This window comes from Bradyrhizobium sp. ARR65 (assembly GCF_000472385.1).
In the GTDB taxonomy this organism is placed as follows: Bacteria; Pseudomonadota; Alphaproteobacteria; order Rhizobiales; family Xanthobacteraceae; genus Bradyrhizobium.
This window is the reverse complement of record NZ_AWZU01000014.1, coordinates 110,535-135,517: the sequence shown is the minus strand read 5'-3', so window position 1 is coordinate 135,517 and position 24,983 is coordinate 110,535. Positions and strand designations below refer to the sequence as shown.

20 protein-coding genes and 2 pseudogenes are annotated in these 24,983 nt (G+C 63.5%); 14 read left to right on the top strand and 8 right to left on the bottom strand.

The window, feature by feature from the left end:
* The first annotated feature begins 37 nt into the window (after positions 1-37).
* Genes F758_RS0117625 through F758_RS0117610 form a run of 4 tightly spaced genes read left to right on the top strand, consistent with a single transcriptional unit; the run spans position 38 to position 4,669 of the window.
* Positions 38-490 carry a c-type cytochrome gene (locus F758_RS0117625; protein WP_024509099.1) on the top strand — a complete coding sequence of 151 codons (453 nt, stop codon included), beginning with the start codon at positions 38-40 and terminating at the stop codon, positions 488-490.
* A gap of 41 nt (positions 491-531) precedes the next feature.
* Entirely contained in the window at positions 532-1,878 is a 1,347-nt protein-coding gene (locus tag F758_RS0117620) for a cbb3-type cytochrome c oxidase subunit I (RefSeq protein ID WP_024509098.1), read from the top strand.
* Positions 1,879-1,935: 57 nt separating this feature from the next.
* A complete protein-coding gene (locus F758_RS0117615) occupies positions 1,936-2,748 on the top strand; it encodes a CbbQ/NirQ/NorQ/GpvN family protein (RefSeq protein ID WP_024509097.1) in 813 nt (270 codons plus the stop codon).
* A 10-nt stretch (positions 2,749-2,758) separates the two neighbouring features.
* A complete protein-coding gene (locus F758_RS0117610) occupies positions 2,759-4,669 on the top strand; it encodes a nitric oxide reductase activation protein NorD (RefSeq protein ID WP_024509096.1) in 1,911 nt (636 codons plus the stop codon).
* A 257-nt stretch (positions 4,670-4,926) separates the two neighbouring features.
* Here F758_RS0117610 and F758_RS0117605 read toward each other — a convergent pair whose 3' ends face one another.
* The 5 genes from F758_RS0117605 to F758_RS0117585 all read right to left on the bottom strand — a co-directional run bounded on the left by F758_RS0117605 (position 4,927) and on the right by F758_RS0117585 (position 10,711).
* Positions 4,927-5,778 carry an amidohydrolase family protein gene (locus F758_RS0117605; protein ID WP_024509095.1) on the bottom strand — a complete coding sequence of 284 codons (852 nt, stop codon included), beginning with the start codon at positions 5,776-5,778 and terminating at the stop codon, positions 4,927-4,929.
* On the bottom strand, positions 5,775-7,139 hold the full coding sequence (locus tag F758_RS0117600) for a short-chain fatty acid transporter (protein ID WP_198026516.1): 1,365 nt from the start codon (positions 7,137-7,139) through the stop codon (positions 5,775-5,777). Before F758_RS0117600 ends, F758_RS0117605 begins: the two co-directional genes overlap by 4 nt.
* A gap of 81 nt (positions 7,140-7,220) precedes the next feature.
* Complete coding sequence (locus F758_RS0117595) at positions 7,221-8,444, bottom strand: CaiB/BaiF CoA transferase family protein (RefSeq protein WP_024509093.1); 1,224 nt, start codon at positions 8,442-8,444, stop codon at positions 7,221-7,223.
* On the bottom strand, positions 8,441-9,316 hold the full coding sequence (locus F758_RS0117590) for an HpcH/HpaI aldolase/citrate lyase family protein (protein WP_245286518.1): 876 nt from the start codon (positions 9,314-9,316) through the stop codon (positions 8,441-8,443). The genes F758_RS0117595 and F758_RS0117590 overlap by 4 nt, the downstream gene beginning before the upstream one ends.
* 21 nt (positions 9,317-9,337) lie before the next feature.
* Positions 9,338-10,711: a 2-hydroxycarboxylate transporter family protein gene (locus F758_RS0117585; protein WP_024509091.1), complete on the bottom strand. Its 1,374-nt coding sequence runs from the start codon at positions 10,709-10,711 to the stop codon at positions 9,338-9,340.
* 119 nt (positions 10,712-10,830) lie between these two features.
* On the opposite strand from F758_RS0117585, the gene F758_RS0117580 reads away from it, so the two are divergent.
* Both F758_RS0117580 and F758_RS0117575 read left to right on the top strand, forming a co-directional pair.
* Entirely contained in the window at positions 10,831-11,757 is a 927-nt protein-coding gene (locus tag F758_RS0117580) for a LysR family transcriptional regulator (RefSeq protein ID WP_024509090.1), read from the top strand.
* Positions 11,758-11,909: 152 nt separating this feature from the next.
* Positions 11,910-12,179 (top strand): DUF2312 domain-containing protein, encoded by a 270-nt coding sequence (locus F758_RS0117575; protein ID WP_024509089.1) that lies wholly within the window; start codon positions 11,910-11,912, stop codon positions 12,177-12,179.
* Between the two features lie 145 nt (positions 12,180-12,324).
* Here F758_RS0117575 and glf read toward each other — a convergent pair whose 3' ends face one another.
* Positions 12,325-13,506 (bottom strand): UDP-galactopyranose mutase, encoded by a 1,182-nt coding sequence (gene glf / locus F758_RS0117570; RefSeq protein ID WP_024509088.1) that lies wholly within the window; start codon positions 13,504-13,506, stop codon positions 12,325-12,327.
* A 217-nt stretch (positions 13,507-13,723) separates the two neighbouring features.
* On the opposite strand from glf, the gene F758_RS0117565 reads away from it, so the two are divergent.
* On the top strand, positions 13,724-14,974 hold the full coding sequence (locus tag F758_RS0117565) for a hypothetical protein (RefSeq protein WP_024509087.1): 1,251 nt from the start codon (positions 13,724-13,726) through the stop codon (positions 14,972-14,974).
* Positions 14,975-14,979: 5 nt separating this feature from the next.
* Here the strand turns inward: F758_RS0117565 and F758_RS47875 are convergent.
* Positions 14,980-15,141 (bottom strand): annotated as a pseudogene (locus F758_RS47875) (LysR family transcriptional regulator); the annotation flags it as partial.
* Between the two features lie 112 nt (positions 15,142-15,253).
* On the opposite strand from F758_RS47875, the gene F758_RS0117555 reads away from it, so the two are divergent.
* The 6 genes and pseudogenes from F758_RS0117555 (at position 15,254) to F758_RS44130 (ending at position 22,558) form a co-directional block, all read left to right on the top strand.
* Complete coding sequence (locus tag F758_RS0117555) at positions 15,254-15,781, top strand: DUF8737 domain-containing protein (RefSeq protein ID WP_024509086.1); 528 nt, start codon at positions 15,254-15,256, stop codon at positions 15,779-15,781.
* Positions 15,782-16,277: 496 nt separating this feature from the next.
* Entirely contained in the window at positions 16,278-16,619 is a 342-nt protein-coding gene (locus F758_RS0117545) for a hypothetical protein (protein WP_024509085.1), read from the top strand.
* A gap of 42 nt (positions 16,620-16,661) precedes the next feature.
* Positions 16,662-18,332, top strand: coding sequence for a hydantoinase B/oxoprolinase family protein (locus F758_RS0117540; protein ID WP_024509084.1), 1,671 nt, complete (start codon positions 16,662-16,664; stop codon positions 18,330-18,332).
* 3 nt (positions 18,333-18,335) lie between these two features.
* Positions 18,336-20,387: a hydantoinase/oxoprolinase family protein gene (locus F758_RS0117535; RefSeq protein WP_024509083.1), complete on the top strand. Its 2,052-nt coding sequence runs from the start codon at positions 18,336-18,338 to the stop codon at positions 20,385-20,387.
* Between the two features lie 454 nt (positions 20,388-20,841).
* The gene (locus tag F758_RS0117525) at positions 20,842-22,071 is read left to right on the top strand and encodes a CaiB/BaiF CoA transferase family protein (protein WP_024509081.1); all 1,230 of its coding nucleotides are present in this window, start codon (positions 20,842-20,844) and stop codon (positions 22,069-22,071) included.
* Positions 22,072-22,163: 92 nt separating this feature from the next.
* Positions 22,164-22,558 (top strand): annotated as a pseudogene (locus F758_RS44130) (RidA family protein).
* Between the two features lie 87 nt (positions 22,559-22,645).
* Here F758_RS44130 and F758_RS0117515 read toward each other — a convergent pair.
* A complete protein-coding gene (locus F758_RS0117515) occupies positions 22,646-23,317 on the bottom strand; it encodes a TetR/AcrR family transcriptional regulator (RefSeq protein ID WP_024509080.1) in 672 nt (223 codons plus the stop codon).
* Between the two features lie 313 nt (positions 23,318-23,630).
* Between F758_RS0117515 and F758_RS0117510 the strand changes: the two genes are divergently transcribed.
* Positions 23,631-24,866, top strand: coding sequence for an acyl-CoA dehydrogenase family protein (locus F758_RS0117510; RefSeq protein ID WP_024509079.1), 1,236 nt, complete (start codon positions 23,631-23,633; stop codon positions 24,864-24,866).
* Positions 24,867-24,983: the final 117 nt, after the last annotated feature.

Below are 24,983 nucleotides of genomic sequence, written 5' to 3'. Positions count from 1 at the left end.
CCTTCACCCGACTCCAACACATGCGAAAGGACAGGTAATGGCTGAACGCCTCACCAAGTCGGCCGCTCGGAACGTCTTCTACGGCGGGTCGGCCTTCTTCTTCGCCATATTTTTAGGTCTGACGGCGCACAGCCACTATTACATGGTGACGACATCCACTGACGCGCGCACGCTCACCGACTCTGTCGCGCGAGGCAAGCACGTCTGGGAAAGGAATTCCTGCATCAACTGCCATACGCTGCTCGGCGAAGGTGCCTATTTCGCGCCGGAGCTCGGCAATGTGTGGGACCGCTGGGGCGGCAAGGAGGATCCGGCTGCCGCGCGCGAGATGCTGAAGGCGTGGATGAAATCGCAGCCATCGGGCGTCCCGGGTCGGCGGCAGATGCCGCAATTCAACCTCACCGACCAGGAGCTCAACGATCTTGCGGACTTCCTGGAATGGACCAGCCGCATCAAGCGACAGGACTGGCCGCCCAACAAGGCCGGCTGAGCACCGCGACCCGATAATCCCGTTAACACAGAGAGCCGACGATGAGATATCACACCCAGAAAGTCGCGATGCTGTATTTCTACGGCGCGCTGACACTCTTCCTCGCCCAGGTCATGTTCGGTGTTCTGGCTGGAACCATCTACGTTCTGCCCAACACTCTATCGGTCGTCCTGCCGTTCAACATTGTCAGGATGATTCATACCAACGCGTTGATCGTATGGTCGCTGATGGGCTTCATGGGGGCGACCTATTTTCTTCTGCCGGAGGAGACAGAGACGGAGCTATTCAGCCCCTTGCTCGCGAAGCTCCAGTTCTGGATGTTTTTTGCTGCGGCGGGCGTCGCCGTGGTGGGCTATCTCTTTCACTATCACGAAGGGCGTGAATTCCTCGAGCAGCCGTTCTTGATCAAGGTCGGCATCGTGGTCGTCTGCCTGATCTTCCTGTTCAATGTGACCATGACCGCTCTGAAGGGCCGCAAGACCACGGTCACGAACATCCTGCTGTTCGGCCTGTGGGGCGTCGCGATCTTCTTCCTGTTCGCGTTCTACAATCCCGCCAACCTCGCGGTCGACAAGATGTACTGGTGGTACATCGTGCACCTCTGGGTCGAGGGCGTCTGGGAGCTGATCATGGCCTCCGTGCTGGCCTTCCTCATGATCAAGCTCAACGGCATCGATCGCGAAGTCGTCGAGAAGTGGCTCTACGTCATCATCGGACTTGCGCTGTTCTCGGGCATCCTGGGCACGGGCCATCACTTCTACTGGATCGGTGCGCCGGGCTATTGGCAGTGGATCGGCTCTCTGTTCTCGACCCTCGAGGTCGCGCCGTTCTTCACCATGGTGATCTTCACCGTGCAGATGACCTGGAAGACCGGGCGCAAGCATCCGAACCGGGCCGCGCTGTTGTGGTCGGTCGGCTGCTCGGTGATGGCCTTCCTTGGCGCCGGCGTGTGGGGCTTCCTGCACACCTTGTCGTCGGTGAACTATTATACGCACGGCACTCAGGTGACGGCGGCGCACGGGCACCTCGCTTTCTTCGGCGCCTATGTGATGCTCAATCTCTCCGTGATGGCCTACGCGATCCCGCAACTGCGCGAGCGCGCGCCCTATAACCAGTGGCTCAGCATGGCGAGTTTCTGGATCATGTGCACCGCCATGACGGTGATGACCTTCGCGCTGACCTTTGCGGGCGTGATCCAGGTTCATCTGCAGCGCGTGCTCGGCCAGAGCTACATGGAGGTGCAGGACCAGCTCGCCATGTTCTACTGGGTCCGACTCGGCTCGGGTGTGTTCGTGCTCGCTTCCGCGCTGATGTTCATCTGGGCCGTGCTGGTGCCCGGACGCGAGAAGAAGTCCGTCATTCCCGCGGCCCTGCAACCCGCTGAATGAGTCGAAACGGCGGCCGCGGAAATCGCGGCCGCCACCCCGCGATACTGGAGAGAGACTATGAAACCTGCGCTTCACGCCATCGGAGCGGCTTCACGCGAGATTCCGTCCTACATCCCGAGCGGACGCGAATGCCTGCTGTTCGAGCAGGCCTGGCGACACCGCTTGCCGGTTCTGCTCAAGGGCCCGACCGGGTGCGGCAAGACGCGGTTCGTGTCCCACATGGCGGCGCGGCTCGGCTTGCCGCTTCACACGGTCGCCTGTCACGACGACCTCACTGCGGCCGACCTCACCGGGCGCTATCTGCTCAAGGGCGGCGACACCGTCTGGACCGACGGGCCGCTGACCCGGGCCGTGCGCGAAGGCGGCATCTGCTATCTCGACGAGATGGTGGAGGCCCGCAAGGACGTCACGGTGGTGCTGCATCCACTCACGGATGATCGCCGGATTCTGCCGCTGGAGCGCACCGGTGAAGAGCTCACTGCGCCGCCGAGCTTCATGCTGGTGGTATCCTACAATCCCGGTTACCAGAACCTGCTGAAGGCCCTGAAGCCGTCGACGCGGCAACGCTTCGTCGCCATCGAGTTCGGCTTTCTGCCGCCGGAGCAGGAGATCGCCGTGGTCGCCGCGGAAAGCGGGCTCGCGCCTGACCGCGTCAGGCCACTGGTGCAGCTCGCCGGCCGCTTGCGCGCGCTCAAGGGACACGATCTGGAGGAGGGGGTCTCGACGCGTCTCCTCGTGTACTGCGCGACCCTGGTCGCTGCCGGAGCCACAGTGGCGGATGCCGTCCTCGCCGGAATGATCGAGCCGCTCACCGACGATGTCGACGTCAAGGGCGCGCTGGTCGAGGTCGCGCGGGCCATCATCGGGTGAGGTGGGCCGCATGCTCGATTTCCTCGAACTCGAGGAGACCGTCGGACGTGCCTGGCATCGTCTTGTCGGCGCGACCGCGAGCTATCCTGTTCACGCCGAGCACGCGGTATCGCTTGCCGAAGTGCAAGGGCAACTCGCGGTGATGTTCCGCGCCCTCGGCGGCGAGGCTGGCGTCCAGATCGCCAGTTCGAATGCTCGCAAATCCGGCCATCGGCTCGGCTGGCGGCAGCGGATCGGGCTCGGCGACGAGCGCCTCGATCATCCGGGGCGCGACAGCGCGACGGTGTTCCTTCCCGACCGGATCGCCGTCTTTTCGGACCGGGATCTCAATGCCTCCCTTTATCGGTGGCTCGCCGCCTGGTTCGCGACCGCGCCGGTTGAGATGATCGCGGAGTCCGACCCGCTCCGGCGCGACCTTTTGACGTTGCGCCGCGCCTGCGGCACGGTTGCGGCGGTCTTGACGCGCTTCCCAGGACTTGCCGGCATCTATGCCCGGCTCGCCGCCGCCGTTGCGGCTGCTCGACCGCTCAGGCCATTGCCGCGAACCGAGCAGGAGATGGAGCGCATCGTGCTCGCGCTGCTCCATGCCGGTCAGCCAGCAGACGGGACGCTCTGGCCAGCTATGACTGGCACGAGCGCGCTGCCGGCGAGGGCGCCGGCCGGCTACCGCCGGATTCTGCCGTGTCCGCTGTGGGGCGATTGCTGGACGCGCGAGTTGGATCCCGCGCGCGCGGAGGAGGACGAGCGCGCACAGAATCCGCAAGCAGCCTCGCCAGACAGCCGCAAGCGTTTCGCCGTTCGCGAGCGCGAGGATGGCAGCCGACGTGATCCCTTCGTGCTCAACCGTTTCGAGAAAATCCTCGCCATGGCCGAGATGGTGAACGTCGATCGTCCCGCCGATGATGGCGAGGACGAGGACGCTCGGAAGGCTGCGGACGATCTTGAGGAGCTTGCGATCGGGCGTCGCAGCGGCAAGCCGGCGACGAAGCTGAAGTTCGATCTCGACCTGCCGCCTGAGGCGATCGATGCGGCGCGGCTCGATACCGGTCAGCTTTATCCGGAATGGGATTATCGCAGCGGCACCTACCTTCCGGATCATTGCCGCGTGGTGGCGGGCGAGGCGCCGGAGACCGGCGAAATCTGGGCGCCGGATGAGACCCTGCGCCGCCACATCCGACAGGTGCGGCGCCGGTTCGAGGCGCTGCGGCCACGCCAAGAACTCATGCGCGGCCAGGCAGACGGGCATGAACTCGACATCGACGCGCTGGTCCGCGCCCGCTGCGATCTTCGCGCCGGCAGCGGCGCGCTCGATCGGGTCCACGTGGCGATGCGGCCAGTGGGGCACGACCTTGCCGTCACGCTGCTGGTCGATGTTTCGCTCTCGACCGACGCCTGGGCCGACGGCCACCGCGTTCTCGACGTGGAGAAGGAGGCCTTGCTGGTTCTCGCCCATGGCTTGTCGGCCTGCGGGGATCATCACAGCATCCTGACTTTCACCTCGCGGCGCCACTCCTGGGTGCGCCTCCAGACCGTCAAGGCATTCGGCGGACCGATGAGCGCGGCGGTGGAGCGCCGCATCGCCGCGCTCAGGCCCGGCTATTACACTCGCATCGGCGCGGCGGCGCGCCACGCTGCAGCAGAACTCGCCCGCCAGCCACAGCGCAAGAAACTCCTCCTCGTCCTGACCGACGGCAAGCCGAATGACGTCGATCATTACGAGGGACGGTTTGCAGTCGAGGATACGCGCAAGGCTGTTCAGGAGGCGCGTCGGCTCGGCATCGCCGTGTTCGGCGTCACCGTCGATGCGGCCGCCCAATCCTATTTCCCGAGCCTGTTCGGGCGCGGCGGTTACGCCATTGTCGGCAACATTCGGCGCCTGCCGGCCGCCCTGCCGGCGATTTATCGGCAGCTCGTATCTTAACTCATCCGCTGATCGACCTGCGGAGCCGGATGAGGGCCAAGCCCGTCATTGCGAGGAGCGAAAGCGACGACCCGCCGTTGCTCGCTGCGCGAGCTATGGCGAGGCGTGAAGTCCCGCCGAAGCGCCTTTGCGCGTAGGCGGAAGCAATCCAGACTCTATCGCGGAGAAAGTCTGGATTGCTTCGCTTGGGCTTGCAATGACGCCGGAGGTTGGGCGCGCGTCCTCCCGATTCGCTGTGCGCGGCGACCACTCTAATTCTACTCGAATCCGTAGAGCTTGGCGGGATTGTCAACCAGGATCCGGCTTCGGATCTCGCCATCGTCCGCCCAGACGGCAAGGAGATCGAAGAGCTGTGCATCGTCCGGCTTGTGCTTCTCCGTGACGTGTGGCCAGTCACTGCCCCAGACGAGCCGCTCAGGCGCGTTGGCCACGAAGGCCCGTGCCGTTCTGGTCGCATCCGCGTAGGCGGGTGGTCCTTGCGTGGTGTTGAGATAGGCGCCTGCGAGCTTCACCCAGGCCCGGCCCTTGTCCACGAGATCAAGGATGACGCGGAAGGCGGGATGATCAGGTCCTTGCTGCGGCGGCAACCGCCCCATGTGGTCGAAGACGATCGGACACGGCAATCTGCCGAGCATGGCCGCCGTATCGACGATCTGGTCGCCGGACATGTGTAACTGCACGTGCCAGCCGATATCCGCGATACGCCTGGCCAGCGGCTCGATCATGTCGATCGTGGTGACCGTGTCTTTCGGATTCCAGACGCTGAAGCGGAGTCCGCGAATGCCGGCGGAGTCGAGCCGCTTCAATTCGCCGTCGGTGACGTCGAGACCACACACGCCGATGCCCCGCGCGTTCTCGCCGAAGCGCTCGAGCGCGTTGAGAAGGCAGGCATGATCGGTCCGATGATATTTGGCCTGCACGAAGACGACACGACTTGTTCCGATCCGGGACTGAAACTGCCGATAGTCGGCCGCGGTCATCCCGGCCGGCCGTTCGAGTTCGGGCGTCGGAAAGCGGGGGTCGAGAACGTGGCAGTGTGAATCGCACGCTTCCGCCGGCGCGGCGGTTTTAGGACGCGCGGTCCCGCTGGAATTCGGTACTTGCGTCATGTCAGCAACAACAGCGCCGCACCATAGATGATGCCGGCAACACAAAACGTAATCACCGTATAGCCGAGAACGCGCTGAATCCCGATCCCGGCCATCGCAACCACCGGCAGCGCCCAGAATGGCTGCATCATGTTCGAGACCTGCTCGCCCATCGCAACGCTCATCGTCGTTGCTGGAATGGATGCGTGAAGCTCCACCGCGGCAGGAATCGCGAATGGTCCTTGCACCGCCCAATGGCCGCCGCCGCTCGGAACCAGGAAGGTGATGAACAGGGAGGCGAAGTAGGTCCAGAACGGCAAAGTGTGTGCGGTGGCGATAGCAACGAAGAATTTGGAAATCATGGCGGCCAGGCCCGTCGTGTCCATGATGCCCATGATCCCTCCGTAGATCGGATATTGCAGGATCATCGAGCCGGCCTGCTTCGCCGCGTTCTTCATCGCTTCCGAATAGGCGACGGGCGTGCCGTGAAGAGCGACGCCGACGATCAGCAGGATCAGGATGACCGTGTTGGCATCGAAGTTGACGCCCTTCGACCACCATGTGAATCCGAGATAGCTCACGCCCAGCAAGACGAGAAACAGGCTCACGATCGGGGCGCGATTGGCGGCTTCGGCAAAGGAATCGGCAGATTTGGCCGGCGCGATGGACGATGCCTCTTGCGCATTGGCGGGGACGAAAGCCACGATTTCATCCTCGCGAGGTTTGAGGAACACAAAGACGATCGGGACCAGGACGATCACGGCCAGCGTCGGCACCAGATTAAAGGTGGTGAAGACCGTCTGCTCGAACGGAAGCATCTGGCCGGTCAATTTCTCGACGATGTTGAGCGCATTTCCGTGTGTCGCCTGCGAGAGCGCGATCGAGCTCGATGGACCGCTCGCCCAGATGACCCATCCGGAATAGGCGGCCGCGACGAGCCAGCCGAAATCGAGATGAATTCGCTTCGCGACCTCCCGGGCCAGAATGGCGCCGACGACAAGTCCAAATCCCCAGTTCAGCCAGGAGGCGACCGCGGCGATCAGAAAGGTCATGACGACCGCCTGGTTCGGCGTCGAGAGCGTCGCGACCAGCCGCTTGAGTCCGCGCTGCACCAGCGGCGCGTGCGCGACCGCATGCCCCGTCACAAGGATCATGATCATCTGGAAAGCAAAGCCGATGATGCCGAACAGGCCCGCGTACCAGGATGTGACGACCGTGACGAGATCACCCTTGGGAGCGAACAGGAATGCCGCGGCCGCCACGGCGAACGTCAACCCGATGGCGATGACGAACGGATCGGGGAGAAGCCGCTCGAACAGATAGACCGATCCCGCCACGAAGCTTCGTCGGTGAGATGGGGCTGATATTTCCTGAGTCGCCACGGATTTCTCCTCCCTTTTCATATTGGGCGCCGATCTCTTTCTTTTGTGTTCGGTGCTGGCCGATGACTATCGGACCGATTGTCAGCCGCCGCAGATCACCCCTGCCAGCTTGAGCTCGTCGTAAGCTGCCGGGCTGATGCTGATCTCGGCGAGCAATTCGCGGTTGTGCTGTCCAAGAGCCGGCGCCGGCGTTCGTATCGAGCCCGGTGTCTGTGCAAGACGCGGGACAACGTGGTGCATCGGGATTTGTCCCATCTCCGGGTCCGGATAGTCGGCGATCACTTCGCGAGCGATGACATGAGGGTCGGCCATGATCTGCGGCGTGTCGTAGATCGGCCCGATCGTGACCTCGGCTTCTTCGAAGAATGCGACGTTTTCCTGTTGCGTGCGCTGCCCGATGAATGCGCCGATGATGGCGTCCAGCTCCTCCGCATGACGCAGCCGGTCGGAATTGGTCCGGAAACGCGGATCGTCGATCAGCTCCGCCCGCCCGATCGCCCGGAACAGGCGTTCAGTCATCTTCTGGATTGAACCTGACAGGCTGACATAGTGGCCGTCGCTGCACCGATAGACGTTGCGGGGAGCCGAGTTGGTCGAGCGGCTTCCGGTGCGTGGCTTTACCTTGCCGGTGAGGCGGTAGTTGGCGGCTTGCGGGCCCAGGATTGCAAACAGGGGATCGAGCAGTGACAGATCGATCACCTGGCCCCGATCTCTCATTTCCGCTTCGCGCAGCGCGATCATCGCCGCGGAGGCGCCATAGAGTCCGGCAACGCCATCCGCAAGGTACATCGGCGGCAGGACCGGCTCCCGATCGGCAAATCCGTTGATCGCGGCAAAACCCGATACGCCTTCAATCACGGTGCCGAAACCCGGGCGCTGCGCGTAAGGTCCGTTCTGGCCCCATCCGGAAATGCGAACGACGACCAGCGACGGATTGAGCGCCAGCAGCGCATCCGGCGATAGCCCCATTTTTTCCAGCACGCCGGGCCGAAAGCTTTCGACCAGGATCTGCGCCGATGGCACCAGCTTGCGGATGATCTCAATGGCTCGCGGATCACGCAAGGACAGGCACAGGCTCTTCTTGTTGCGGGCGTAGATTTTCCAGTGCGTCTCGATGCCCTCGGTCTTCCACGCGCGCAGCGTGTCGCCCTCGGGAGGCTCGATCTTGATCACTTCGGCGCCGAAGTCCCCGAGGACCTGGGTCAGGACGTTTCCCGCGAACAGGCGCGAGAGGTCCAGAACGCGGATGCCATCGAGCGTTCCCCGACGATCAGGTTGGTAATCGCGGGCGTGCAGGTTGCTCATCTCGGGTCGCCAGCCTGGATACGGTCCACAAGCGCGACGATCGCACGCGCGCGCTCGACGAAGGGCTTGTCGATCATTTGGCCGTCGACGAGATAGGCTCCCACACCGCGTGCATCGGCTTCCGCCGCCGCTGACACGACCTTCCTGGCCCAGGGGATTTCAGCGCTATCGGGCATGAACGTCTCGTTCGCGGCGGCAATCTGGCTGGGGTGGATGCAGCTCTTGCCGGCAAAACCGTGGCGTTTCGCGGCCTCGCACTCGGCGCGGTAGCCATCGATATCTTTGACGGCGGCGAAGGCGCCATCATAGGCGGCGATGCCGGCCTCGGCAGCGGCGAAGCGGACCGTGAGCCGGATGTGGGCGAGTGCGCTGCCGTCCGACCGGGCGATGCCGCACGGCTCCAGCAGATCGGCGTAGCCGATCTGCAAGCCGACCACCCGGGGATGCGCGCCCGCGAGTTCGGCGGCCTTACGCAGGCCTTTGGGAGTCTCGATGTTGAGCAGAACCTTGGCCTGCCGGTCGGAGGAATGCAGCGCTTCGCTGCGTTCGATCCGGCCGATGGCGTCGACAACATCATCCCGATCTTCCGCCATCGGGAGATTGATGATGTCGATCGGCATTCCGGCGAGCGCGTCGATGTCGGCGCCAAATTCAATTGTCGTGGGGGCGTTGACGCGGACCACGATGATCTTGGGTGCAGGGGCCGGCAGTTCGCGCAGAAACTTGGCGAGCTCGGCGCGGGCCCGCGCTTTCTGACTGTCGGCGACTGCATCTTCCAGATCGAACGACAGGGCATCCGCGGCCGAAGCCAGCGCCTTGCCGAACAGCTCAGGCCGCGAGCCGGGGACGAACAGCTTGCTTCGCATCAACATCATTATCCTCCTTCTGTCGGTTCAGAGGACCTTGAAATGAGCCATGGCGATGATGGCGAGCGTCACGGTGATAGCACCGCCGATCCGGGTCGCCACCTGAGCGAACGGCATCAATTCCATTCGCTCGGCGGCGGTGAGGATCATCACGTCGCCGGTGCCGCCGAGGCCGCTGTGGCAGGCGTTCACGATCGCGGACTCGATCGGGTACATCTTCATGCAGCGGCCAACGTAAAATCCCGTAGCCGTAAGGGTCACAACGGTTGCGACGATGGTGATGAGATTCGCGGGATGGAACGCCGCGACCAATTCGTGCCAGGGTGTCAATGCAACCGCAGTCGAGAACAGCAACGGGTAGGTCACGGCGATAACGAAGAAGCGGAACACGACGCGCGCGCCTTCCTCGATTGACGCCGGCACGGCGCGAAACAGCTTGACTGCCACCACCAGGAACAGCATGGCGACCGGGGCGGGAAGACCGACGAGCCTGTAAATCAATGTGCCAAACACGTAAATGGCGATGCCGGTGATCCCGCCCGCAGCGGCGGTGGCGACATCGATATTCGTGACGCTCGAATATGCCCGATGCTGCGCGTCCTCCGCCATGCCGCCGTTGTCCGGCTGGAGCTGGCCGTTGCCGGTGAGATCGGGACGGCTTTTGCCGAGCGAGTTCAGCGCGCCGCAACAGATGATGGCGACCAGATTGCCGAAGAAGACCAGCGGCAGAATCTGGCCGATCATCGCTCCCTGATCGAGGCCCAGCGCCTCCGCATAGCCGACCGAGAGCGGAATTGCGCCTTCGCCGACGCCGCCGGCCATCACCGGTATCACGACATAGAGGATAGAGCGCCAGAAGCCGAGGCCGCAAATCCAGCCGATGACGCCGCCGACGCCGAGCGCGGCGACCGAGCCGGCGGTGAGCGGGACGAATATCTTCACGAATCCCTGCAGCAGCACCTGCCGGTTCATGCTCAGGATCGAACCGACGACGACCGCCGTGATGAAGAGGTAGATGAAATTGGTTGCCTTGGTGAAGGTCGTCACCTGCTGCACCAGCGGCGCGGGCAATAGCTGATGCGCGACCAGAAATGACGGCAGAAAGATCGTCAGGAGCGATGATCCGCCGATCGCGTTCAGAACCGGGATTCGCCGCCCAATCTCGGCGCAAGTGAAGCCGCCGACGACGAGCACGGCGATCATCACCGTCACCTCGCCGGAGATCTTGCCCATAAATGAGAACGCCGCGATCAAACCGAGCAGGAGGAGATAGATCGGCAGAGGGATGATGCCGACCCGGATTTCCATCAAGCGTTGCAGCCGGTTCGAACCAGGCGTGGCGATTGGCGCCGCGTGAGTGGCGGCCGGGGGCATCGGGTCGGCGACCGCATCGGTCGTCATCGTTTCCTCCGTGAGGCATCCTTGTGCGGCCGGTTGTTGCCCTGACCTCGCCGGGAAGCTTGCAGGAGGCCGATCTTCACGTAAAATGCATTAATGGCAATTATTTATGAGCAATACGCATGAAAATCCCCATTGATGGCGTCCAGGCCTTTGTCCATGTCGCCGAGTTGGGCAGCTTCAACCGGGCGGCCGAGCATCTCTTCATCACTCAGACCGCGCTGACCCGGCGCATCCAGCGCCTCGAAGCGTTCGTGGGCTTGCGTCTGCTGGACCGCACGACGCGTTCGACGGCGTTGAGCCCGACGGGTAGGGATTTCCTCCCGCTGGCGCGGCGGATCGTCGATGACCTCGTTCATGGACTGGATCGGCTCCGAACCTCGTCGCGGCTGGGGGTTGGCGACGTCACGGTCGCGACACTGCAATCGGTCGCGTTCCGGCAGTTGCCGCTGGCCCTGCGCAGCTATGCCCGCAAACATCCCGACAATCGCGTCCAACTGCTGGAGCGGTCGGGCGCGCTGGTCACGGAGGCCGTGCGCCAGGGCCAGGCGGATTTCGGCATTCACATCCAGCACGAGCCTCATACCGATCTCACGGAGGAGACGCTGATGCGCGATCCCTTCGTCCTGGTGTGCAGCCGCTCGCATCCGATCGCAAAATTGAAGAAAGTGGCGTGGTCTGGTCTGCAGGGAATCGATCTCGTTACGCTCGGCGGCGCCAGCGGCAACCGTCGCATCGTCGAAGCGCATTTGAGCAAGGCCGCGCTGAGGCCGCGTGGCAGGTTCGTTGTGGAAAGCACGCCAAGTGCGATTGCGCTGGCGCGCGAGAATGTCGGGGCGGCCATCCTGCCAGCCGCGATGAAGGCGACGACCGTAGCGACAGGACTGATCGAGGTGCCCCTGGTCGAGCCCGTCGTTTACCGCTCGATTGCACTGGTCAGACGGAAAAATGAGACCCTTTCGCCTGCGGCAGACGCGCTCTACGCCGTCATCAAGGAACAGATGCTGGGGGCGGGGACGGCAACATCACGTCGCAGCGCCAGCCCGTAGGCGGGGAACGGAAGGGCCAAATCGTCATCCTGATCACGCGCGGCGGGCACACGTCTGATTGCGCGGGTGCAGTCTTTCGCCTGACGTCTGGGTTAACACATTGGTCACTTGTTTGCGCTCATTTTCCGGATCTCATTCAACAGGGAGTCACCATGTCGGACATCACCCTTCCCGGCGGACGGATTCGTTCTTTTGTGGAGCGGATCGAGCACTTGGATGCCGAATTGCAGGAGTTGAACGAGCAGAAAAAGGAGGTCTTTTCGGAGGCCAAGGCCGAGGGTTTTGACGTCAAGATCCTCAAGGAAATCATCAAGCTGAGAAAGCAGGATCAGGACGAGCGCGACGAGCGCGAGACTCTGCTTGATCTCTATATGAGGGCGATGGAAACGTCCGAGCCGGAACCGACCGCCAAGGCCGCTTGAGGCGACCCCAGATCACGATGCCAAACCAGGCGCGAGCGCCAAAGAGCGCTCGCCCGCAGTCTTCTACATGTCGGATTAGCGCAGCAGAGCAGGCCAGCTCTGCCGCCGTGGTGCCGCGCCGCGCAGGCCTCTGACCGGGGCTTGTTCAGTCGTTCACAGCGACCGGCTCGCGCATGCCGGCTCCTGCAAGAAGTGGCCGGACCTGATGCTCAAAGGTCTTGAGGGCGGCACCGATGGCCTGGTGCATGTCGAGATATTTGTAGGATCCGAGGCGCCCGCCGAAGATGACGTTCGGATGAGCCGCCATCATGATCTTGTAGGCCTCCATGATCCTTTTGTCGGCCTGGGTGTTGATCGGGTAATAGGGTTCGTCCTCACGGCCTGCAAAGCGGGAATACTCGCGATAGATCGTCGTCTTCGCGAGCGCATGCTCCCGTTCGGGGTGAAGATGCTTGAACTCGTGGATGCGGGTGAACGGCACGTCCTCGTCGGCGTAATTGATGACGGCGGTGCCCTGGAAGTCGGCGACATCATGCACCTGCCGCTCGAACTCGACCGTCCGCCAACCCAGGCAACCGCAACGATAGCCAAAGAAGCGATCGATCGGGCCCGTATAGATCACGAGCTGCCGCGTGCGTAGGCGTTCGGCCACGTCAAAGAAGTCGACGCCGAGGCGAACGTCGATTTTGGGGTGCTTGAGCATCTGCTGAAATATCGCCGTGTAGCCGCGGCTGGGCATTCCCTCGAAGCGGTCCGAAAAATAGCGATCATCATAGGTCAGCCGCACCGGCAGGCGGCTGATGATATCGGCGGAAAGATCCTTGGGATCGGTCTGCCACTGCTTTTGCGTGTAGCCGCGGATGAGAAGATCGTAGAGCGTGCGACCGATCGAGCCAACCGCCTTGTCCTCAAGATTGAGCGCCCGCGACTGGCCAACCGCGCCGGCTTCCGAGGCGATTACGGCGCTTGCGTCTTGCGGCGTCATGTGACGGCCAAAGGCCGCGGAGATCGTCGCCAGATTGATCGGCATCGAGTAGACGCGCCCGCGCGCAACCGTGAAGACGCGGTGGCGATAGTCCGTGAAGCTCGTAAAGCGCTGCAGATAGCTCCAGACGAGCTCCGAATTGGTGTGAAAGATGTGTGTGCCGTAACGGTGGACTTCGACGCCGCTTTCGGCATCCACTTCCGAATACGCGTTGCCGCCGACATGGTGGCGTCGATCGATGACGCAGACCGTGCACCCGAGCTGGCTCGCGACCCGCTCGGCAATCGTCGCTCCGTAGAACCCGGCTCCGACCACGACGACGTCGAAGTCACTCAAGTGCATTTGATCCCCGCTCACCTGATTTCTGCCGGGAGGAGCGGCTCGCCCGCAATCCCGCCGGGGTGGTACGGCGAAGCGCAGCGGTTCAGGCGGAATATTCAGGAGGAAACGCAAAAATATCGCCGCCCGAGAAAACTCGGTTGCTCGTTCAACCACAGAGTCCGGGATTTGCAGCGCTTCGCGACGTCTTGGACAGTCTTAGCACCGAGATCCGTCGATCATGACCCTTATCTGCATTCCGACCGCGAACACCACGGCTTACGATTCAGTTCGCGGAATCCTGGCAATGGCGGGTGCCGAGCTCGATCGTCTCGGGCACGAGGTTCAACTGCTCAACATCGGGGCGCCGGATGCGACGCAGCGTCTCAACGCCCTGTTGCCGCGGCACTCGGAGACGGTCGCAATCGGCATGTCCGGTATCGGCCTTGAACTCTACACCTCAGACCACAAGCTGTTCTGGGAAGCCGCGCAAATTCCGTTCTTCTCCTGGTATTGCGATCACCCCTCGTACTTCGCCCGCCGTCACCGGATCCAAAGCCGGTACGTGGTGCATGGATATGTTTTCCCGGACCACGCCGCCTTCAACCGCGATTTTCTTCGGCCCGACAGCCCGGTCTTCGCCGCGCATATCGGCATTCCCGACCCGGGCTTCTTTCATGCGGCGGCCCCTGAGAACAGAAACGGACGAATCCTCTTTGCGAAGTCGGGATGGAGCACCGCCGAACTCGAGCGGAAATTTCGGGCGACCATGCCGGAGAAGCTGGCGAGGATTCTGTTCGAAGCACTCGAAGCCGCGCGCGGCAAAAGCTGCGGCGCGTTTCCTGAAATCCTCACCGCCGTCGCAGCCGATCATCTGGTGTATCTCACCCCCGGCGACACGATCTTCAATGCGCTTCTCACGCGGTTGGACAACTATACCCGGGCGCAGCGAACTCAGGAGGTCGGTGCGGTGCTGGCCGATTATCCCGTCGATTTCGTCGGCGGCGGCTGGAGCGAGTTCGCCGAGTCCACGGCGACAAAAACAGCGCGCTTTCTCGGGCCTCTGCCGTTCGACGCGGTGCGGGCAGGCCTTGGCTCCTATCTGGGCGCGGTCTCGCTCAATCCCAACACCGACCTGTCGATGCACGACCGGGTCTTCTTTTCGCTAGGAGCCGGCACCGTCCCGATATTCGATGCCAACCAGTTCTCAAGGCGGCACTTGCCGCTTCTCTCCCGCTTCAGCTTCGACCATGATCCTGACAGTCTTCGCGCCACAGTCGAAACGGTGCTCGCCGATCCGGCAGCCGCGCAAGCCGCGACGGCCGCAACCTTTGCCGCAATCTACCCAAGCTTCTCGATGCGGCGCTCGGTCGAAGAGATTTGCGAGATCCTGACCCAATTGGCTGGCGCTGGCGCCGACAGACTGCTCCCTGCAGAGCCGTCGCCCGCCGGTGCGTGGTCCGCTCCGCAACTCGCAAAAGCTGTCGCTTAGCACGCCGCGCCGACGCGCGCCTCGAGCGCGCGCACGGCTTGGTTGATCGCCAACGGCCCCACGCCGAATTCGGCGGCCGCCTGGCGAAAGCTGCGGTGCTGGGCGACGCTCAGAAACGCCTCCACCCCATCGAGCGCACCGTGCCGGATTGTGAAGTTCCGCTTCATGGCCCATCGACATTATCGCGAATAGTCGCTCGCCAGAAGCGGATCTATGTGAGCTGCAAATCAGAGGCCCTCAAACCGGCCGCAGCACACAACAAGCTTGATGGAGGATCAAATGTCACCGGCAACCGTCTTCCAGATCCATCTCGCTCTCGGCTACGTCCCCTGGCTGCTTTGCCTCGGCGCGTATGTCATGCCCCGGCTCAACGCGATGGATCACCTCGAGGCGCAGCGCGCCATCGCAACGTTGCACAGCTTCCGCTTCTTCGGGCTGGTCTTCATCATCCCGGGCGTGGTCGGTCCCAATCTGCCCGCGAGCTTCGCCAGCTTTGCCGCTTATGGCGACTTCGCGACCGGAGTGTTGGCCATGCTGGCGCTTCTGACGGTGAGAATACGTCCGCTGTTCTGGCTATTTGTGGTCGCGTTCAACGTCGTGGGCACGGTCGACATCATTGTCGACTATTACCACGGCAACCAGATCGGCCTTGCGAATCTGGCGGGGGAGTTGGGCGCCACCTATGCGATCCCGATCATCTATGTACCCCTGCTGATGATCACGCACGCGCTTGCATTCTATTTGCTGCTCCGCTGGGTCAGGTCAGCAGGCCTTGTCGCGCCGGCCGAGGCCGCGAGGCGCAGCTAGTCAGTACCGACGCGCGGAAAACTCTTACGCGCAGATCCAAATGATCAGGAGCGCCATCGGAAGGCCGACGCCCAGCGCGCCAGCGATCATCAATGCGAAGGCCAGGAGTAGGTTTCCATCGGCCTGCAACTCACGCCCAGCCATGCCGTTGCTCCATCGAGCCCCATCGGGGATCGCGCCCAGTCCCAGGGATCATTGACCGAGGGAAAGCAAATCATCGGGACAAGATCCCTGACACTTTCGAAGCCAGATTTATTACCCGAAAAGGAACACTTTGAGGTTGAATCTCGCCGCTTAATAAAAGGTTAACGGCGGTGTCTTCTTGGGGCGCGGTCCATTCAACTAATCCGGAGCGTGGTTCTGGCTTATAGCGCTCATGCCCAGTGGCCGGGCCTTCCGCTTGGCCGCGCGGGGCCGTGCTCGCTTTTCGCAAATTGATTGGAACACGGAGCCAGTGTATCAAGACCGCGCAATGGTGGAGCGCGGGACTTAAGAAATGGCCGAAGCAGACCTCGATATCGTCATTCGGTCGATTGCGAAAAAGCAGATCAAGACTTTGACGGACGCAGCCAAGAAACGGCACGCCCGGTTCATGGGCATGGCTGCCAAGGCGAAGGACAAAGAAAGCAGGGACCGCTACAGGCACCTCGCCAGGAACACGCAGCAACTGGCAGCGGCTGCGGCGCGGCGGCTGCAGATCACGGCGGAGAACGCGGCCGACAGCTACGCGCGCTCGATCAAGCGGGCGGCGGAGGAATTGGCGGCAACCAAGCCCGCCAAGGAGAAGGGGCCAGCCAAGCCAACGAAGGCGGCAAAGGCGGCGAAAAAGAAAGCCTGACGTGGAATTGACGTGGGCCATCCTTCGTGCGAGCGGAGGCCGATGATGATCACCGTCGATCCCGTCACGCGCTCGGTCGTCCAGCATCGCCTAAGCGGCATCGTAGCCGAAATGGGCGAAGCCATGCTTCGCACCTCCTATTCGCAGATTCTCAATTCCAGCCGCGATTTCTCGCTCGCCATCTGCGACGCACAGAGCCGGCTGATCGCGCAGGCGGATCACATCCCGGTCCATGTCGGTGCGCTGCCCTGGGCGGCCCGCGCGGTGGAGGCGCGCTTTACCGAGGTGGCGCCGGGCGACGTCATCCTGATGAACGATCCCTATCACGGCGGCAGCCATCTTCCCGATCTCACCATCTTCGTCCCGGTCTTCGCGTCCGGACGGCGGCTGTTCTGGACCATCGTGCGGGCGCATCAGAGCGACATCGGCGGTGCCACCCACGGCGCCTATAACCCGCAAGCCACCGAGATCTGGCAGGAGGGTCTGCGCATTCCGCCGATCAAGCTCTACGAGGCCGGAAAGCTGCGCGACGACATTCTTGATATGCTCGCGCTCAATGTCCGCAATGCCCATGATTTTCGCGGCGATCTCTTCGCGATGATCGGCGCGGCGCATCTTGGCGAGCGGCGGATGCAAAAACTGTTTGCCGAGCTCACCGCGCCGGTCGTCGAGGCCGCGATCGAAGGTGTGCTTGATGCGGCGGAAAGCCAAGCGCGTGCCGTGGTCGCCACCTGGAAGGACGGCACCTTCCACGGCGAAGCCTTTCTCGATGATGACGGGCGCGGTCACAATGACATCCGCATCGCGGCCAAGGTGACTAAGCAGGGCAGCGACATCGAGGTCGACCTCTCCGACTCCGATCCGCAAGTCTCGAGTTTCGTCAATTCCTCGCATGCCAATATGCATGCGGCGGTGGCGATGGCCTTCTTCTATCTGATCGATCCGGACACGCCGAAGAATTCCGGCGCGCTGCGGCCGCTCAAGGTGGTGGCTAGGCAAGGCACGATCGTCTGGGCCGATCCGGGTCACCCCGTGACGCTCTGCACCAGCCATCCTTCCAACGAAATCGTCGAAGCGATCATCAAGGCGCTCGCCGCCTCCTGTCCTGACAGGGTGATGGCCGGCTGGGGCCGCCGTTTCCGGATCGCGATCAAGGGCGAGAACCCGCGCACCGGCCGGCCCTTCATCTGGCATCTGTTTCATGCCCGTCCCGGCGGCGGTGCCTCCGCCGGCGGTGACGGCTGGTCGTCGATCGGCGAGTGGCATTCCGTCGGCGGCTTGAAATTCGGCAGTATCGAAGTGGCCGAGGCGCGTTTCCCGCTGCATTTCCGCCACCACGAATTCCTGGCCGATTCCGGCGGCGACGGCCAGTTTCGTGGCGGGCTTGGCGTTGCGCTCGACCTCGTCGTCGAGACCGAGAAGGTCGCGCTCGGCAATACCGCGGGCGAGGGTATCAGGCACGGCTCGGCCGGTCTGCTCGGCGGCAAGGACTCCGAGCCGCACCGTTACCGGCTGCTCTCGAAGGATCGGCCGCCGCGCGAGCTGCGCACCAAGGAGGTCGGCATCGAGATCTTTCCGGGCGATTGCCTGGAGATCCGCTCCACCGGCGGCGGCGGTTGGGGACCGCCCGAGAAGCGCTCGCGAGCAGCGCGCGAGCGCGATCGTTTGCAGGGCCTCGTCACGGGCGATCCGGCGAAGGCGGGGGCGAGTTGACGCATGTTGACCATCGGTATTGACGTCGGCGGCACCTTCACTGACCTCGTCGCCATCGACGAGAGCGGACGCACGGTTTTCGCCAAATCGCCCTCCACGCCGCAGGACCAGTCGATCGGCGTGATGGCCGGGCTCGAGGAGCTGGCACGGCGGCTTGGGCTTCCGGTCGCGGACATGCTCGCGCAAACGCAGCGGCTGGTCCACGGCACCACGGCTGCAACCAACGCGCTGCTCGAGCGCAAGGGCGCCCGCGTTGCGCTGCTGACCACCGCGGGCCATCGCGATGTCCTCGAAATGCGCGAGGGCCTCAAGCCCAACCGTTATGATCTGCGCAGCCCGCCGCCCGAGCCGCTGGTGCCGCGCGAGCTGCGCTTCGGGGTCCGCGAGCGGCTCAGGGCCAATGGCGAGGTCCTGACCCCGCTCGACCAGGACTCCCTCGGCGAGGCCATCGCGGCGATCAAGACATCCGGCGCGACCTCGGTTGCGATCTGTTTCCTTCACGCTTACCGCAATCCCGCCCACGAGCTCGCCGCCGCCGAACGGCTGGTGCGCGAGCTGCCTGACGTCAGCGTGTCCTGCTCCAGCGATGTGCTGCCGCAGATCAAGGAATATGAGCGCGTCTCCACCACGGTGGTGAACGCCTATGTCGGCCCGGTGGTGCGACGCTATCTCGAGCGGCTGGAGCGGCGTCTGCGCGAGGTCGGCTTGAAGGGCTCGCTCTTCATCATCCTGTCCCACGGCGGCATGGCGCCGGTCGAAGAAGCGGCACGGCTTGCGGCCGCGACCGTGCTGTCGGGGCCTGCGGGCGGCATCTCCGGCTCGCGGCGTTGTGCCGCGATGCTCGGCATCGCCGATGTCGTGGCCTTCGACATGGGCGGCACCTCGACCGACATTTCCCTTGTTGCCGACGGGCGCGTCACGCTGTCGGCCGACGGCGGCCTTGCGGGCGAGCGCATCGCGCTGCGCAGCCTCGATATCGCCAGCATCGCCGCCGGTGGCGGCTCGATCGCGTCAGTCGAGACCAGCGGCATTTTCCGGGTCGGTCCCCAAAGCGCTGGCGCCATGCCGGGACCGGCGGCTTATGGCAATGGCGGTGACGCCGCGACGGTGACCGATGCCAATGTCGTGCTGGGCTATCTCGACGCCAAGGCCTTCATGGGCGGCAAGCGCCCGCTGGACGTGGCGGCCGCGGAAGCCGCGATCGACCGATTAGCTGCCGCGCTCAAGATCACCCGCATCGAGGCGGCCGCCGGCATCTTTCGCCTGGTCAACCTGAAGATGGCCGACGGCATCCGCCTGATGACGGTGCGTCGCGGCGTCGATCCCCGCCGCTTTGCGCTGTTGAGCTTCGGCGGCGCCGCTGGCCTGCATGCCGCCGAGCTCGCGCGCCAGCTCGACATCACCCGCATCATCGTCCCGACCACCGCCTCGGTGCTGTCGGCCTGGGGCATGCTGACCAGCGATCTGCGCTATGAACTGAGCCGCACGCATTTCGAGAGCGGCGCGCGCACGACGCCGGACGAGGTGAGGGCGATCTTTTCCGATCTGGAAGCGCGCAGCGTGCAGCGGCTGCGCGGCTGGTTCGATGGCCCGACCACGGTCGAGCGCTCGGCCGAGATGCGTTACGGCGAGCAGATTTTCGAGATCGACGTGCCCCTCGACGGTATCGACTTCAATTCGTCGGCGCTGATCGCCGAGATCGAGGAGCGTTTCCACCGCCGGCACGAGGAGCTCTATACCTACGCCTCACGCGACCAGGAGGTCGTGCTCGTCAACGCCCGGGTCGCCGCGGTCGGGGCGGTGTCCGTCGTCGAACAGGCGGTGCCCGCGGCAAGCGCCGCGCCGCCATGCCTGCCGCGCTCCCGCCGCAAGGCCTATTTCGGGACCTGGCGCGAGGTCGACGTCTATGCGCTGGACGATCTCAAGCCCGGCCAGACGCTTGAGGGGCCCGCCATCGTCGAGGCCGAAACCACGACTGTCGTGATCAACGAGGGCGACGCGCTGTCGGTGAATGCGCTGGGGTGGCTGGATATCAGCGTGGGCAAAGCGCTTTAATAGTGTTGCCCGCACGGCGGGGTGAGCTTCGCAGCGCCGCTATTTGTCGTAGGCATCGCCCAGCAGTTTGCCGGTCGCGCTATTGATGAAATGCAACTTGGAGCATGCCGGACAGGTGACGGCCGTATGGCTGTCCGCGGGTTCAGTCGGCAACGCTGCCAGCCAATGCTGGACGTTCATGCCGGTGTGAGGACATCGAAATATGATATGGCGGCCCATGCCGCGGAATATGAGGAATACCGGGCGCCTTCAAAACTACGGATGTTTACGTAGCTCGGCAGGCGGGGCAGCGCCGGCAGGGTTCCGGAAGAGCCCTCGATGCACCGGGATTCTCCTGATACCGCGCATTGCCGCATGCCGCCAACGCAGTGCTCGGCAGCAAAAAAATGGTGTATCGGCAAAGGGTTCGGCGCGCTCAAGCCGCCGCAAGAGCTAAATCCCGGAGGAAACCTTCATGTCGGCGCTGCCGCTTTCTGGCATCAAGATTCTTGACCTCACGCGCGTGCTGGCGGGACCGCTGTCGGCGCAGATGCTGGGCGATCTCGGCGCGGACGTGATCAAGATCGAGCGGCCGGGCACCGGCGACGATGCGCGCGCCTTCGGGCCGCCTTACCTCAGGGATCCCGACGGCAGGGAGAACAACAACAATTCCTTCTATCTCTGCGCCAACCGCAACAAGCGCTCCGTCACCGTCAATATCGCCAAGCCCGAGGGCCAGGCGATCATCCGCGAGCTCGCCAAGGACTGTGACGTCTTCATGGAGAACTACAAGGTCGGCGACCTCAAGCGCTACGGCCTTGATTACGAGGCGATCCGCGCGATCAATCCCGGCGTCATCTATTGCTCGGTGACCGGCTTCGGCCAGACCGGGCCCTACGCGCCGCGCGCCGGCTATGACGCGATCTTCCAGGCCATGGGCGGTCTGATGAGCGTAACCGGCCATATGGACGGCGAGCCCGGCGCAGGGCCGATGAAGGTCGGCCCCTCGATCGTCGACTACATGACCGGCATGAACACCTCGATCGGCATTCTGGCCGCACTCTATCACCGCAAGGCCAATGGCGGGCAGGGCCAGCATATCGACGTCTGCCTGCTCGACACCGTGATCGCCTCGCTGTCGCATTACGCGCAGATCTATCTCGTGGGCGGCAAGACGCCGCCGCGGCGCGGCACCTGGGGCAATGGCGGCATGCCGGCCGGCGTGTTCCGCTGCGCCGACGGCGAATTGATGCTGGTGGTCGGCAATGACGCGCAGTTCGCGCGCACCTGCGCCGTGCTGGGCGAACCGGAACTCGCCAACAACCCCAAATTCATCAAGAACAACGACCGCGTCGTGCACGGCAAGGAGATCATGGCGATCTTCGCCGGGCTGTTCCTCAAGAACAAGGTCGCCTACTGGCTGGAGGAATTGGAGAAGGCCGGCGTGCCGTCCGGCCCGGTCAACGATTTCGCGCAGGTCTTCGCCGATCCGCATGTCCGCTCCCGCGGCATGGAGGTGAAGGTCGATCACCCCTTCGAGCACTCGCTGTCGCTGATCCGCAACGCGCTGACCTTTTCGGAAACGCCTGTGAAGGAATATCGGTACCCGCCGCGGCTGGGCGAGCACACACGGGAGATCCTTGCCGCCAAGCTCGGCTATGACGAGGCGAAGATCGATGCGCTGGCTCAGGCGGGCATCATCTGAGCGCCGCGACAACACTTCGATTGATTTCGAAGCGTTCTTGCCGGCATCCGGCTTAGGCTGTCGTCCTGGATCGAAAGTTGCAGGTGACAGTCATGAAATGCGAAGCGCTCCGCGTGGAGCCGATTTCCTCCTATCTCAACCGCTGGGGCAGGGTACCGGCCTCGCCGGTCACCCGAGCCGGCAATCTGGTGTTCGTCTCGGGACTGCCGCCGTTCGATCCCGAGACCGGCGAGATCAAACCTGTCCCGGTCGCGCGGCAGACCGAACTCGCGCTCGAGCAGATGAAGCTGTGCCTCAGCGCAGCCGGCGCGTCGCTCGACAATGTGATGAAGTGCAATCTCTATTGCACCTCATCGAGGCATTTCGCGGCCGTGAATGAAGTCTATGCGCGGTATTTCCCCGACAATCCGCCGGCGCGGATCTTCGTCTGTGTGCCGGAATGGACCGGCCCTTCGACATCGAGATCGACTGCGTCGCTGTGATCTGACGGACGCTCGCGCTTACCTCGCCCCGCTTGCGGGAAGAGGTCGGATCGCATCGCGAGAAGCGGGAGACCTGCCGCCGGCGCCTCGAACTACCGCGCTTCTCGCGCCATCGCGTGGGCTGGCGGCTTGCCCGCAGCATCACCCGCATTCAGCGCCATCACCGCCACCTTCACCACGCGCTCGATGATGCCCTCGACGTCGTCGACGTCGCATTTGCCTTCCGACAATTTCGTCAGGCGCTCGGCATCGCGCACGGTCTGCTGCGCCATGGCGAGCGCGAAATGCAGGCCCCAATAGAGTTCGACGTCACTGTGGCCGGGCAGCGCGCGGGCCATCGCAGCGATGAATTTGCGCAAGTGATCGATCTCGCGGTTGCGGATGCGGCGGATCGCCGGCACGGACTCGATATTGACCCGGATCATGAAGCGAGCCGCGGTCGAGTGCTGGCTGTCGGGGCCGAGGCAGCCGCGCAAACTCGGGCCGATCAGTGCGCGCAGAATGTCGGAGATGTCGGCAACGCCGCCGCCTTTTTCTTCCGCCGCGCGCAACTGCCGCAGGCGCTCGCGGTTGAGCTGCAGGCTGCGGGTGACAAACAACTCCGCGATCAGCTCATCCTTGGAGCCGAAATGATAATTCACCGCGGCGAGGTTGACGTTCGCTTCGGCGACGATGTCGCGCAGCGTCACGTCGCCAAAGCCGCGGTCGGCGTAAAGCCGCTCGGCTGCGGCGAGGATGGCGGACCTGGTTTGATCGCTCGCCATGTTTCGATCCCGTGCGATGCTTCTGTTTTCGTCATTCCGGAGCGACGCGCCAGCGTCAAACCCGGAATCCAGAGGTTGTGGCGCGAGATTCCGGGTTCGCGCTGACGCGCGCCCCGGAATGACAGGGGCCAAGCGTACACAGTTGCATTTCAAACATTTGTATGAAACTATCGTTTGAGACCCGGTTTTGTCAATGCGCGCATTCCGCGCGACGGCATGCCGGCTCGACGCTGCGCAGGTTGCGAAGCGAGCCCCAAAGAGGCTCTTGTGGCGTGGCAGAGTGCGGCCCAAGTCTTTAAGAGAGGAGCGTCCCATGGATTTCACGATGTCGGCGAAGCAGAAGGAATGGCTCGACCGGGTGCAGTCGTTCATGACCAAGCACGTCCGTCCGGCCGTTCCCATCTACAAGCAGCAGGACGCCGAGGGTGATCGCTGGAAGGTGATCCCGGTGCTTGAGGATCTGAAGAAGAAGGCGCGGGACGAAGGTCTGTGGAACATGTTCCTGCCGCCGTCCTCCCATGAGGATGACGAGTTTCGCGGTGCGGGATTGACCAACCTGGAATACGCGCCTCTCGCCGAAGAGATGGGCCACATCGGCTGGGCCTCGGAAGTCTTCAATTGCTCGGCGCCGGATACCGGCAACATGGAAGTGCTGATCCGCTACGGCACAAAGGAGCAGAAGCGGCAATGGCTCAAGCCGCTCATGAACGGCGAGATCCGCTCCGCCTTCCTGATGACGGAGCCGGCGGTGGCCTCGTCCGATGCCACCAACATCGAAACCCGCATCGAACGTGACGGCGATCACTACGTGATCAACGGCCGCAAGTGGTGGTCATCCGGCGTCGGCGATCCACGGTGCAAGATCGCGATCGTGATGGGCAAGACCGACCCCAAAGCCCCGCGCCATCAGCAGCAATCGCAGATCCTGGTGCCGCTGGACAGCCCCGGCATCAAGATCGAAAAAATGCTTCCGGTGTTCGGCTTCGATGATGCACCGCACGGCCACGGTCAGGTGCTGCTGGAGAACGTTCGCGTGCCCGTCAGCAACCTTCTGCTCGGCGAAGGTCGCGGCTTCGAGATCGCGCAAGGAAGGCTCGGCCCCGGCCGCATCCATCACTGCATGCGCACGATCGGCAAGGCCGAAGAGGCGCTGGAAAAGATGGTGAAGCGGCTCAACTCCCGCGTCGCCTTCGGCAAGAAGATCATCGAGCACTCGGTGTGGGAGCAGCGCATCGCGGAAGCCCGCATCGACATCGAGATGAACCGGCTGCTGTGTCTGAAGGCTGCCGACATGATGGACAAGGTCGGCAACAAGACCGCGCAGCTCGAGATCGCGATGATCAAGGTCGCCGCACCCCGGATGGCGCTGAAGATCATCGATCAGGCAATCCAGGCCTTCGGCGGCGCCGGCGTGTCCGACGAGGCCGGGCTCGCCCGTGACTATGCCTCCATGCGCACCATGCGCCTGGCGGATGGCCCCGATGAAGTCCACTGCCGCGCCATTGCCAGACTTGAACTTCGGAAGTATGCAAACGCTCCAGTGAAGTAAATAGGGAGCACCAAGAGGCGCTCCCGGTCGTCATTCCGGGGCGCCTCGAAGAGGCGAACCCGGAATCTCGAGATTCCGGTTCGCTCGCTGACGCGCGCGTCCCGGAATGACGGATAA

Coding starts and splice junctions, on each gene's coding strand:
- F758_RS0117625 (WP_024509099.1), top strand. CDS start 38: ATGGCTGAACGCCTCACCAAGTCGGCCGCTCGGAACGTCTTCTACGGC.
- F758_RS0117620 (WP_024509098.1), top strand. CDS start 532: ATGAGATATCACACCCAGAAAGTCGCGATGCTGTATTTCTACGGCGCG.
- F758_RS0117615 (WP_024509097.1), top strand. CDS start 1,936: ATGAAACCTGCGCTTCACGCCATCGGAGCGGCTTCACGCGAGATTCCG.
- F758_RS0117610 (WP_024509096.1), top strand. CDS start 2,759: ATGCTCGATTTCCTCGAACTCGAGGAGACCGTCGGACGTGCCTGGCAT.
- F758_RS0117605 (WP_024509095.1), bottom strand. CDS start 5,778: ATGACGCAAGTACCGAATTCCAGCGGGACCGCGCGTCCTAAAACCGCC.
- F758_RS0117595 (WP_024509093.1), bottom strand. CDS start 8,444: ATGAGCAACCTGCACGCCCGCGATTACCAACCTGATCGTCGGGGAACG.
- F758_RS0117590 (WP_245286518.1), bottom strand. CDS start 9,316: ATGTTGATGCGAAGCAAGCTGTTCGTCCCCGGCTCGCGGCCTGAGCTG.
- F758_RS0117585 (WP_024509091.1), bottom strand. CDS start 10,711: ATGACGACCGATGCGGTCGCCGACCCGATGCCCCCGGCCGCCACTCAC.
- F758_RS0117580 (WP_024509090.1), top strand. CDS start 10,831: ATGAAAATCCCCATTGATGGCGTCCAGGCCTTTGTCCATGTCGCCGAG.
- F758_RS0117575 (WP_024509089.1), top strand. CDS start 11,910: ATGTCGGACATCACCCTTCCCGGCGGACGGATTCGTTCTTTTGTGGAG.
- glf (WP_024509088.1), bottom strand. CDS start 13,506: ATGCACTTGAGTGACTTCGACGTCGTCGTGGTCGGAGCCGGGTTCTAC.
- F758_RS0117565 (WP_024509087.1), top strand. CDS start 13,724: ATGACCCTTATCTGCATTCCGACCGCGAACACCACGGCTTACGATTCA.
- F758_RS0117555 (WP_024509086.1), top strand. CDS start 15,254: ATGTCACCGGCAACCGTCTTCCAGATCCATCTCGCTCTCGGCTACGTC.
- F758_RS0117545 (WP_024509085.1), top strand. CDS start 16,278: ATGGCCGAAGCAGACCTCGATATCGTCATTCGGTCGATTGCGAAAAAG.
- F758_RS0117540 (WP_024509084.1), top strand. CDS start 16,662: ATGATGATCACCGTCGATCCCGTCACGCGCTCGGTCGTCCAGCATCGC.
- F758_RS0117535 (WP_024509083.1), top strand. CDS start 18,336: ATGTTGACCATCGGTATTGACGTCGGCGGCACCTTCACTGACCTCGTC.
- F758_RS0117525 (WP_024509081.1), top strand. CDS start 20,842: ATGTCGGCGCTGCCGCTTTCTGGCATCAAGATTCTTGACCTCACGCGC.
- F758_RS0117515 (WP_024509080.1), bottom strand. CDS start 23,317: ATGGCGAGCGATCAAACCAGGTCCGCCATCCTCGCCGCAGCCGAGCGG.
- F758_RS0117510 (WP_024509079.1), top strand. CDS start 23,631: ATGGATTTCACGATGTCGGCGAAGCAGAAGGAATGGCTCGACCGGGTG.